The organism is Planctomycetia bacterium (assembly GCA_034440135.1).
In the GTDB taxonomy this organism is placed as follows: domain Bacteria; phylum Planctomycetota; class Planctomycetia; order Pirellulales; family JALHLM01; genus JALHLM01.
On the sequence record JAWXBP010000476.1, the window covers coordinates 1 to 10,587 of the forward strand.

General features: G+C 60.4%; 13 protein-coding genes and 1 pseudogene. 1 reads left to right on the forward strand and 13 read right to left on the reverse strand.

Annotation, left to right across the window (positions count from 1 at the left end):
- On the forward strand, window positions 1–498 hold a 498-nt coding region (locus SGJ19_27085), incomplete at its 5' end, for a chorismate-binding protein (protein ID MDZ4783930.1).
- 59 nt (window positions 499–557) lie between these two features.
- On the opposite strand, the gene SGJ19_27090 is transcribed toward SGJ19_27085, so the two are convergent.
- From SGJ19_27090 to SGJ19_27150, 13 genes and pseudogenes are all read right to left on the reverse strand, one after another.
- Window positions 558–1,037, reverse strand: a complete 480-nt coding sequence (locus tag SGJ19_27090) for a DUF3368 domain-containing protein (GenBank protein MDZ4783931.1) — start codon at window positions 1,035–1,037, stop codon at window positions 558–560.
- Window positions 1,034–1,312, reverse strand: a complete 279-nt coding sequence (locus SGJ19_27095; protein ID MDZ4783932.1) for a UPF0175 family protein — start codon at window positions 1,310–1,312, stop codon at window positions 1,034–1,036. The genes SGJ19_27090 and SGJ19_27095 overlap by 4 nt, the downstream gene beginning before the upstream one ends.
- 74 nt (window positions 1,313–1,386) lie before the next feature.
- The gene (gene atpC / locus SGJ19_27100) at window positions 1,387–1,779 is read right to left on the reverse strand and encodes an ATP synthase F1 subunit epsilon (GenBank protein MDZ4783933.1); all 393 of its coding nucleotides are present in this window, start codon (window positions 1,777–1,779) and stop codon (window positions 1,387–1,389) included.
- A gap of 94 nt (window positions 1,780–1,873) precedes the next feature.
- Window positions 1,874–3,322 (reverse strand): F0F1 ATP synthase subunit beta, encoded by a 1,449-nt coding sequence (atpD, locus tag SGJ19_27105; protein MDZ4783934.1) that lies wholly within the window; start codon window positions 3,320–3,322, stop codon window positions 1,874–1,876.
- A gap of 118 nt (window positions 3,323–3,440) precedes the next feature.
- Window positions 3,441–4,324, reverse strand: a pseudogene (atpG, locus tag SGJ19_27110) (ATP synthase F1 subunit gamma).
- A 14-nt stretch (window positions 4,325–4,338) separates the two neighbouring features.
- Window positions 4,339–4,650 (reverse strand): DUF4870 domain-containing protein, encoded by a 312-nt coding sequence (locus SGJ19_27115; GenBank protein MDZ4783935.1) that lies wholly within the window; start codon window positions 4,648–4,650, stop codon window positions 4,339–4,341.
- 469 nt (window positions 4,651–5,119) lie between these two features.
- Window positions 5,120–6,673 (reverse strand): F0F1 ATP synthase subunit alpha, encoded by a 1,554-nt coding sequence (gene atpA / locus SGJ19_27120; protein ID MDZ4783936.1) that lies wholly within the window; start codon window positions 6,671–6,673, stop codon window positions 5,120–5,122.
- A complete protein-coding gene (gene atpH / locus SGJ19_27125) occupies window positions 6,630–7,256 on the reverse strand; it encodes an ATP synthase F1 subunit delta (protein ID MDZ4783937.1) in 627 nt (208 codons plus the stop codon). The genes atpA and atpH overlap by 44 nt, the downstream gene beginning before the upstream one ends.
- A 141-nt stretch (window positions 7,257–7,397) precedes the next feature.
- Window positions 7,398–8,090 (reverse strand): F0F1 ATP synthase subunit B, encoded by a 693-nt coding sequence (gene atpF, locus SGJ19_27130; protein MDZ4783938.1) that lies wholly within the window; start codon window positions 8,088–8,090, stop codon window positions 7,398–7,400.
- Window positions 8,091–8,129: 39 nt separating this feature from the next.
- A complete protein-coding gene (gene atpE, locus SGJ19_27135; protein MDZ4783939.1) occupies window positions 8,130–8,468 on the reverse strand; it encodes an ATP synthase F0 subunit C in 339 nt (112 codons plus the stop codon).
- 40 nt (window positions 8,469–8,508) lie between these two features.
- A complete protein-coding gene (gene atpB / locus SGJ19_27140; protein MDZ4783940.1) occupies window positions 8,509–9,459 on the reverse strand; it encodes a F0F1 ATP synthase subunit A in 951 nt (316 codons plus the stop codon).
- Window positions 9,452–9,823, reverse strand: a complete 372-nt coding sequence (locus tag SGJ19_27145) for a hypothetical protein (protein MDZ4783941.1) — start codon at window positions 9,821–9,823, stop codon at window positions 9,452–9,454. Before SGJ19_27145 ends, atpB begins: the two co-directional genes overlap by 8 nt.
- A gap of 59 nt (window positions 9,824–9,882) precedes the next feature.
- On the reverse strand, window positions 9,883–10,146 hold the full coding sequence (locus SGJ19_27150; protein ID MDZ4783942.1) for a hypothetical protein: 264 nt from the start codon (window positions 10,144–10,146) through the stop codon (window positions 9,883–9,885).
- Window positions 10,147–10,587 lie beyond the last annotated feature (441 nt).

Here is a 10,587-nt window from a genome sequence, read left to right on the forward strand (position 1 = left end):
GAACGGGCCGAGCACATCATGCTGGTCGACTTGGGACGCAACGACGTCGGCCGCGTCGCGCAATACGGCACGGTCAAACTGACCGACGTGATGACCATCGAGCGTTACAGCCACGTGATGCACATTACCTCCAACGTGCAGGGCCGCCTCGCCCCGGGCAAGACCGCTTTCGACGCCCTTCGCGCTTGTCTACCGGCCGGCACCGTCTCCGGCGCGCCAAAAGTACGCGCGATGGAGATTATCGACGAACTGGAAAAAACTCGCCGCGGACCGTACGCGGGCGCCGTGGGCTACATCGACTACCGCGGCAACCTCGATACCTGCATCGCCCTCCGCACGGTCGTGGTGAAAGACGGCTTTGCCGACGTCCAAGCCGGCGCCGGCATCGTGGCGGATAGTGTGCCGTCAAGCGAGTATCAGGAGACGCTCAACAAAGCGCAAGGGCTGTTGAAGGCGATCGCGATTACGCAGCAGCGGGTGAATCGAAGCGACTGCTAAGCGCAGAGGCGCCAAGAGAGCAAGTGTGAGATGAGAGTGCAAGCGCCCTGCCTATTCGATCAGCTTCCTTGCTCGTGTTGCTTCAAGACGGCGTCGAGCAGTTTTGCAGAGACGTGAAAGTTTGTTCGCTTAAGCCGAGCGATCGCGTCTGCGAAATCAACGAGCCCACGCCGGGCGGCGGCATCCAGAATACCAAGCGTGCCAATCACCGTGATCCCGAGAGCTTGGGCTGTCTTGCGAGCTTGCTTGTCATCCGCCAGTAACAAGTCCGCGTGAAGTTCAGCGGCTAGGCTGATCGCTTCTCTCTCGCCGAGCCCACTTGGTAGTGGCGTTGCAAGAAGCATAGTCGGCGCAAGTATGGTTAGCCAGGGCGGCGGCCCTTCTAAAACGGCCTTGACGATATCTGGCGTACTGGGATGGGAGAGTTCCTTAACGACGCCGGGGGTCAAAATAACCGCGCCAAACAGTTGCGGCAAAAGGTCGATCAGCCCGAGTTGGGCAAGGATGTTGAGGGGCGTAGTGTCGGATACGACAATCATGCGCCGTTCGTTCCAAGGACACGGGAGAGATTCTCCCTGTCGGCCTCGAAATCCTCAAGCGAATAGTTGAGCGATACGCCGCGATGGCCCAGCCATTCCAGTGCGGTGATGGTCGTTTCGAACCCGAGTGCGGCCGCGACTTCACCCAAGCTCAGTTTACCGGCCCGGTAACCCTCAATGCACATCGACTCAAGTGCGACGCGATCAAGATTATTGCCAAACGCCCGCTGAAACGCGGCTTCGGTGTTCTCAGAAATGTGGACGGTGACTGTCATCGGCAACCCTCTCAATGGCGTTTCCGCTAGAATTCATTCTAGCACAGCCCCCTGAGGGTAGCAGTCCCAACCCTCTACTTCCGCGCCACGCGAAGCTGCGCCCGCGCCCGTTGCTGATCACGTTCGCGAATGGCCAACAGTTCCGGCGTGTTGGCGGGCCGAGATTTGGCGGCTTCCAGTTGCGTTTGCGCTTTGCCGGCGTCGAGTTTCTTGGCGGGCACCGCGTTGTTGGTGAGTACCGAGACGATGTTGTCCGCGAATTCGACGAAACCGCCGTCAACGTAGTAGCGCGTCGTTTGTCCGGCGTTGACGATCCGCAATTCGCCGTAGCCCAGGCGCCCGATCATCGGGGTATGGCCCGGCGCAACTCCCAGCTCGCCGTCGTACAACGGCAGCGCCACAAAATCAGCCGGCAGATCCTCAACGGTCTGTTCCGGCGTCACGACGATGCATTTAAGCTGGGGCATGGGGGATAAATTCAAAGTCAAAAGTTAGCGAGCAGAACGGTTCATCGATCTAGAACGCATTCGGCCGCGTTCGTCCTTCATCATCATGCATTCACTACTTCTTCGCCGCCATCTTCTTCGCCTGCTCTTCGGCTTGCTCAATCGCGCCGACGTACATGAAGGCTTGTTCGGGGAGGTGGTCCCACTTGCCGTCGGCGATTTCCTCGAAGCTGCGGATCGTGTCGGCCAGCGGCGTGATTTCGCCCGGCTTGCCCGTGAACACCTCGGCCACGAGGAACGGCTGCGAGAGGAACCGCTCCATGCGGCGGGCGCGGGAGACGACCAATTTGTCTTCCTCGCTCAACTCGTCGATACCGAGAATCGCGATGATGTCTTGCAACTGGCGGTAGCGTTGCAACGTCCGCTGCACGCGGCGCGCGATGGCGTAATGCCGGGCGCCCACGTATTGCGGATCGAGAATGCGGCTCGACGAGGCCAGCGGATCGACCGCGGGGTAAATGCCCTTTTCGGAGATAGAGCGTTCCAGATAAAGGAACGCGTCCAACTGGCCGAAGGCCGTGGCCGGAGCGGGATCGGTCGGATCGTCGGCCGGCACGTACACGGCTTGCACCGAGGTGATGGCGCCCTTCGACGTCGATGCGATGCGTTCCTGCAACGCGCCCATCTCCGTGGCCAGCGTCGGCTGATAACCCACGGCGCTCGGCATACGTCCGAGGAGGGCGGACACTTCGCTGCCCGCTTGCGAGAAGCGAAAGATGTTGTCGACGAACAACAGCGTGTCGGTGCCGGTCGTGTCGCGGAAGTATTCGGCCATCGTCAACGCCGACAGCGCCACGCGGAGACGCGCGCCGGGCGGCTCGTTCATCTGGCCGAACACCATGCACGTTTGCTCGATAACGCTGCGGCCGGTATCGCCGATCTTGGCTTCCTGCATTTCGAGCCAGAGGTCCGTTCCTTCGCGGGTCCGCTCGCCGACGCCGGCGAACACCGACGAACCGCCGTGCGCACTGGCGATACGGGCGATCAACTCGGTGAGAATGACCGTCTTGCCGAGGCCGGCCCCGCCGAACAACCCGGCCTTACCGCCGCGGACGAACGGCGTGAGCAGGTCGATGACCTTGATGCCGGTCTCGAACACTTCGGTCTTCGTGGAGAGCTCGGTCACGGCCGGGGCGTCGCGATGGATCGGCCAATACTCGTCGGCCGCCACCGGGCCGCGGTTGTCGATCGGTTCGCCCACGAGGTTGAACACGCGGCCGAGCGTCGCCTTGCCGACCGGCACTTTGATCGGGCCGCCGGTGTCGAGGCACTTCTGGCCGCGCACCAGACCGTCGGTGGAGCCGAGGGCCACGACGCGGACGCGCCCGCCGCCGAGATGCTGCTGCACCTCGCCGGTGAGATTGACGCTCACCCCTTTGTGCTCGCCTTGAACCTTCACGGCGTTGTAAATCGCCGGCAATTGATTGTCATCGAACTCGACGTCAAACGTCGACCCGATAACCTGCGTGATGCGACCGTAGTTCTGTGCAGTAGCGGTGGACATGTTCTCTTGCTCGATATCGTGTGCGATGGTTCGCGTAGGTTGCCGTCCAAATGATGAATGATGAATGGCAAAGTCAGTTTCCAATTTATCATTCATTATTCTACATTCATCATTCCCTCTATTGTTTCAACGCTTCCACGCCGCCCATCAGGTCCAATAGTTCGGACGTGATCTGGCCTTGACGGGCGCGGTTGTAGGTCATGCTGAGGCTCTTGATCAGGCCGTCGGCGTTTTCCGTGGCGGCCTTCATAGCCACGCGGCGGGCGATCTGTTCGCTGACCGCGGCGTCGAGGAAGCACTTGAAGAGCTTCACCTTGAAGCTCGTCGGCACCACCTCTTCCAGAATGCTTTCGGCCGACGGCAGAACTCGTACTGCGTGGCTTGCGCCGCGTTTTGCACGGCCGCGTCGGCGCCAGTCAGCGTTCCCAAGGGCAGCAACGTCTCGACGACCGCGACCTGCCGGCTGGCGCTCTCGAACCGCGTGTAGGCCACGTCGAGCCGATCGAGTTGCCCGGTGACGTACTCGTCCAGGTACCGGCTCGCCAGTTCGTCGACTTCGGGGAACGTCGGCTTGTCTTCGAAATGCAAATACGTGGCGTCTGGCTTGATCTCACGGAACTTGAAGGCCGAGATGCCGCGTTTGCCGGAGACTTCCAAGGTCGTCTTCGGCGCCAGCTTCTGCAGTTCCGCCCAGCGGGCCACGGCGAACCGGATCACGTTGCCGTTGTAGCCGCCGCAGAGGCCGCGATTGGCCGTCAGCACTAGCAACTTGGCGTGCTTGATTTCCTCGCGCGGCTCCAGCAGCGGATGCGTCACCGCCAGGCCGGCGTTGGCCAGATTGGCGACGACCTGCGTGATCCGCTTCGTGTACGCGGTCGAGGCCGCGGCGCGATCCATCGCCTTCTTGAAGCGCGCGGTCGCGATCAACTCCATCGTCCGCGTGATCTTGCGGATGTTCTTGACGGACTTGCGACGTTTATCGAGCGCTCGTGCTTTGGCCATGAGTTATTGTCAGTTCAAGTAATCAGCCGCAGGGTGGCTGGGTATCGGTAGAGCTCGCCCTTGTTGGATTTCACCGCCGCGACGATCGGCATGACGAAGCCGTACACGGCCGCCACGATCAACAGGACGATGCCAATGCCGACGCACACCAGGATCCCGGAGATCAACAGCAGCAGCGTCAGCGTGATTTGGAAGTTGAGCGACTCCTTACCTTGATCGTCAATGAACGGATGCTTTTCGCGGCTCACCAACCACACCACCAACGGGCCCAGCAGGTTGCCGAACGGGACCACATACCCGGCCAGCGACGAGAGATGGCAAAACATCGCCCATTGGCAGGCGTCCTGGTTCGGCGCTTCGCTGATCGGCGGCGGCGTGGACGGCGGGGCTCCAAACGGGTTATCGGAACTGGGAATCGGGGGTACGTCGGACATCGAGCGGCTCCAGAGCTAAGACTTTGGCCGTGATCGCGGCCAACCTTCGATCTATTCGCTGCTCCGTAGTGGTGCTTGGCTCGTGCTGCTACTTCTAATTGCATCGATTGCGTTCATGCGCTCAGAACGCCGAGGGCGTGACAAATAATAGCCAGGGGTGCAAACCCCTGGAAAAGATCGTCATCACCTTCGTTTGAGCCCCAACGGGGCGACACAATGGTTGTCTTCGGATTGTGTCGCCCCGTTGGGGCTTCAATGTGCTTGCTCTCCTCTCAACCAGGGGTTTGCACCCCTGGCTATTGCCTGCCGCCCCTGCGGGGCTGAATCTGCGGAAACTTTGCTTCTGACCGAGTCGTCGGACCTAGGCCTTCCCTGCCGTCGCCGGGACGCCTTGGACCTCGTCGTATTTGCTGGCGAATTGTTTTTGGTAGACGGCGATGGCTTCCTCGAATTGCTTGGCCAGGTCGTCGGAAATGTCTTTTGTTTCCACCAGCTTCGCGCGGACGTCGGGGCGTTGTTCCTTGATGAAGGTGAGGAAGCCCGACTCCCATTCGGCGCATTTGTCCAGCGGAATCTTGTCCAAGTGCCCGCGGGTGCCGGCGTAGATGCTGAGGACTTGATCGAACACGTCCATCGGCACGTATTGGCCCTGCTTGAGCAGTTCGACCATGCGGTAGCCGCGATCGAGCCGCGATTGCGTGGCCGCGTCGAGGTCGGTGCCGAGTTGGGCGAAGGCTTCTAACTCGCGGAAGGATGCTAAGTCCAATCGCAAACCGCCAGCGACCTTTTTCATCGCCTTGATCTGAGCGTTGCCGCCGACGCGAGAGACTGAAATACCGGCGTTCATGGCCGGGCGGATGCCGGCGAAGAACAAGTCCGGTTGCAGGTAGATCTGCCCGTCCGTGATCGAGATCACGTTCGTGGGAATGTACGCGGAGACTTCGCCTTCCAGCGTTTCGATGATCGGCAATGAAGTCAACGAGCCGCCGCCGAGCTCGTCGCTCAATTTGGCGGAGCGCTCTAGCAGTCGGCTGTGGCAGTAGAACACGTCGCCCGGGAAGGCCTCGCGACCGGGCGGACGTCGCATCAACAGCGAAAGTTGGCGATACGCGACGGCTTGCTTCGACAGATCGTCATAGACGATCAGGCAGTGGCCGCCGTTGTACATGAAGTACTCGGCCATGGCGGTGCCCGCGTACGGCGCGACATATTGCAACGGCGCCGGCGAACTGGCGCCCGACACAATCACCGTCGTGTAGTCCATGGCGCCGGCGGCGCGGAGGGCTTCGATCACGTTCGCGACAGTCGATTCCTTTTGACCGATCGCGACGTAGAAGCACTTCACGCCGGAGTTTTTCTGATTGATGATGGCGTCGATGCCGATCGCCGTCTTGCCGGTCTTGCGGTCGCCGATTACCAGTTCGCGCTGACCGCGACCAACGGGCGTCATCGCGTCGATCGCCTTGATGCCGGTCTGCATCGGCTCTTTCACCGGCTGACGTCCGGCGATGCCGGGCGCCATGAATTCCACCGGGCGGCGATCGGACGTGACGATCGGACCTTTGCCGTCCATCGGATTGCCGAGGGGATCGACGACGCGCCCGATCAGCGCATCGCCCACCGGCACGCTCAATAGGCGGCCCGTGCTTTTGACTTCGTCACCCTCGGCGATTTGCAGGTAATCGCCAAGAATGATCACGCCTACCGAGTTTTCTTCCAAATTGAAGGCCTGCCCGATCGTCCCGTTGGGGAACTCGACCATCTCGCTGGCCATCACGTTCGACAGTCCATAAATGCGCGCGATGCCGTCGCCCACTTCCAGAACGCGCCCGACTTCACGGACGTCGATCTCGGATTGGTACTGCTCGATCTCACGCTGAATGACTGAAGCGATCTCGTCGGCTCTGAATTTCATGCACGCTCCTGTCGATCATCTGCAGGCGCAGTTGCTCCAGATGCCGGGCAACCGAGCCGTCGTAAACGGTATCTCCCACGCGGATCACAAGGCCGCCAATCAGTTCCGGGTCGACTTCCCGGACCAATTGAGGTTCTCCTCGCAACATCCCGCGGAGGCGTTCGGTGAGTTGTTTTTCGCTGGCCGCGTCGAGCGGCGTCGCGGATCGGACGACCACGGGGATACGTCCGCGTAACTTGTCATAGACTTCGTGCGCGGCCCGGCGAATCGCCCGCAGGCAATTCAACCGACCGTGATTGGCGGTGACCTTGAGGAAGTTCAGGAACAGCGTCGAGGCCTGGCTCTTAAGAGCCCGATCCAAGAGCGCCGCCTTTTCTTCCGCCGACACGAGCGCCGTGGAGAGCAAGGAATCGAACTGCGGCAGCTTGTCCAGCACGTCCTCGATGAAGGAATCGAACTCGGCCAGGATCGCCTCGGATTGCCCCGCCGCTTCCGTCGCACCGATCAACGAACGCGCGTACATGACGCCCACCTGCTGTTCGCCGGTGTCGATGCGTTCGTGGTTCTTGGCGTTGTTAGGCATGGGCTTCCGAATTCGGGTCACACTAGCCCATAGCGCAAGCGAGGGAGAGTGGACTTGGCGTACACGTTTGAAGCATCACCCGAGTCAACTCTCCCTCGCTTGCGCTACGGGCTAGTGTGGGCGGGCGATGCGTTTCTCAAATTAGTTTCTGCTAGCGTCTCCGCTGGGCAGCTTGGCGATTGCTTCTTGCACAAGCTTGGCGTGATCGACTTGCTGCAATTCCTTCCGCACGATCTGGCTGGCCAGGCCGATCGCCAGATCGGTGCTCCGCTCGGCCAGTTCCTTGAGAGCTTGGCCTTTCGCGGTATCGATCTCGCGCTTCGCCCGATCCATTTCCGTCTGCGCGTCTAACCGAGCCTTGGCCAGCAACTCCTGCTGGGCATGCTCAGCGTCCTTGCGGGCGTCATCCAAGATCGCCCGCACCTGATCCTGCGCCGCGGCAAGTTTGCGGTCGTACTCCCCAAGCAATTGTTTGGCTTCCGCGTTTTGCCGTTCGGCGGCGGCGATATGCTCGGCGATCTTGTGCTCGCGTTCTTCCAGCGCCGCGTTAATCGGCTTCCAGGCGAACTTGGTGAGGATCGCCAAGAGAATCAAGAACACCACGAAGGAGTAAATCGCCAAGTCCGACTTGAACTCCTCCGGCTGCTTGTTGACGCCGACTTCGCCGATATGCTCGTGCGCGCCGGCGTGAGCATCGTGCGCCGCCGCCGGTTCGGCGTGTTGCACTTCGCCTTCCGTGGCCACTTCCGCCTCCGCGCCCTGCGCCAAGACGGACGCTGGCAGCGCGACGACGAGAGCCACGGCCAACATTGCGCCGACAAATCGAGCGAACATGATCGACACCTTGCCTCAAGGAACCTTGAAACGCCTGTCCTAGACGGCGGTCATGCAGATATACAGCGCGAAGAACGTGAAGCCTTCGATCAAAGCGGCCGCGATGATCATGGCCGTTTGAATGTTGCCGGCCACTTCGGGCTGACGAGCCATGCTCTCCAACGCCGCCGAAGCCAACTTGCCGATGCCCGAGGCGGCGCCAATCACGACGAGTCCCACGCCGAACGCGGCGCTCAGGTTAATCAACGTCCAGCCAGCAGCGGCCGGCGTCGTCGGAGTGACTGGATCCTGCGCCAACGCGGGCGTCACCAACGACAGTGTCACGACGGCCATCAAGGCCATGATCCGCACAAACTTGATCACGAATCGATCTCCCATGGAAAAAAGTTCACGTCTCCTGTCGATCGTTCGAGTGGCATCAATGATGATGCACCGCCGCTCCGATAAACAGGGCCGACAAATAGGTGAAGACATATGCCTGCAAGAAAGACACCATCAGTTCCAGCATGCTGAATGCTGTGGTGCCTAACACGCTCAAGGGTGCAGCCACATACCAGGCGTACCAGACGGGCGAACTCGCGGCTGCAACAGCGATCCCCAAAATGGCCAGCAATACCAAGTGGCCGGCGACCATGTTAGCCAGCAAGCGCACAGCCAATACGCCGTGCTTGATGAACAGTCCACCGACTTCGATGAGGAACAACAGCGGAACCACGAAGATCGCAATGTAGAGCGGCAATCCCAGCTTCGGCACCTGATTCTTCCAATAACCCACGATGCCCAGTTGTTTGCTTCCCATCACGAGTCCCGCGAAAAAAGTCACGCAGGCCATCGCGATCGTCATACCGAACGCCGCGGTCGGGTTGCCCAGCCACGGGATCATGCCAAGCAGGTTGCAGAATAAAACGAAAAAGAACATCGTCCACAACAGCGGGACGAACTTGTGGGCGTCGTGGTGGCCGATCGCCGGCTCGGCGATTTGCTCCTTCATGTAAATGAGCGCCGCCTCGAACATGTTGGCGATGCGCCCTTTCGCTCTCCGACCACCGGAAATGCGTCCGGCGAGCCAGGAGAAGAGCAGCACCATGAACACGGCGACAACTAATTCCAAGATCATGAACTTGGAAATTGCGACGCCGCCGCCCTCGCTAAACGGAACCTTCGTGTACAGATTTTTCAGCGTCCCGAACGGCTGCGGGATGATGATCTTGCCGGCCAGGTCGTGATTGAATTCGTCGAGCGTCGCGTCCGGGTGCGCTTTGCGCAGAAATGGCTGCACGTCGCCCAGTGTTTCGTAGGGATGCGGATAGAGGAACTTCGGCACTTCGAAGAAGTACGAGTCCTTGATGTGCAGCACGGGATCAGCCATGGCGCACCTCGCTTGGGTTCGTCGGCGAAATCATGCGCACCGCCAGCCAGGTTTCGACAAGCAGCGCGGGCAGATAGATGCCCAGCACGCAGCCAAAGAATCGCGCCTCGGCGAGCGCGGGATTAAGCCGCTCCAAGGCGATGGCCCCGATCAACGGGAAGGCCAGGCGGACAAGTTGTGCGGCGAGACCATAGTGAATGGCCTGGCGATCACGCTGGGCCAGGTTGGAAATCCAAAGCGCGGCGAACATGCCGACGGCAACCAACAAGCCCGCGGCCAAAGCGGCGTTCACGCCCGGGGCGGCAAAGCGATTGCCATTGACCAATGCGGCGATGGCCGTGAAGACGACCAGTGCAACCGCCATTAGGAGCGCGCATGACCGCAGGCTGGAGAGGCCTCGCGGGGGCTGTATGGCCGAGTCAGTCACGGTCGTTGCTCGTCTGTCTCTTCGTCTCGAAAGCTGTGCTTCTCGCTCAGCTCCCGAGCATGGGACCGGGTCATCAGCAACAAGTGCCAGATGCCCAAGGTGATGCCGAGGCCAAAACCAGTTAAAGCGAGGAATTGCGTTCCCAGTTGCCCGTCCAACCAGCTTCCCAGCAGGCCAGGCAACACCATCTCCGCCGTCACCGCCAATATTCGGTACGCCCAGGCAAACCCGAGCGACATCGGTGAAGGGGAGTCGGGCACCGCAACGCCTCCTGTTTTCAGGAGTGCCACGACCGATTCGCCGCGATTAAACACCCTGACGAACCGCCCTAAGTCGGCTTAGCGTAACCGCTTGCGACCGAGCCGAGCGTAAAGATGGGTAATCCAGGAACCTTAAAAGGCGTTAATCTAAACGGGGCTGGAGAGAGTGTCAATCGCCCCGCTGGCATAATTCGTGTTTTTTTTCACAAAGTCAAGGCGTCGCCATAAGTCATTTGTGTGACGCTGCTTACGACGACATCAAGGTGTGGACGTCACCTGGTGACGGGACTGCGCCCCGGTCGCTAAGCTGGGCGAACGCCGACCACCCCCCGCGCCGAGGGAAAACAAGTTTTGCTAATGAAACATGCGCAATCCTTAACTGCATTACAGAAAAACACTTACGAGTTGCTGGTGAGTGCGGAAGGAGGGCTTCATACCCCC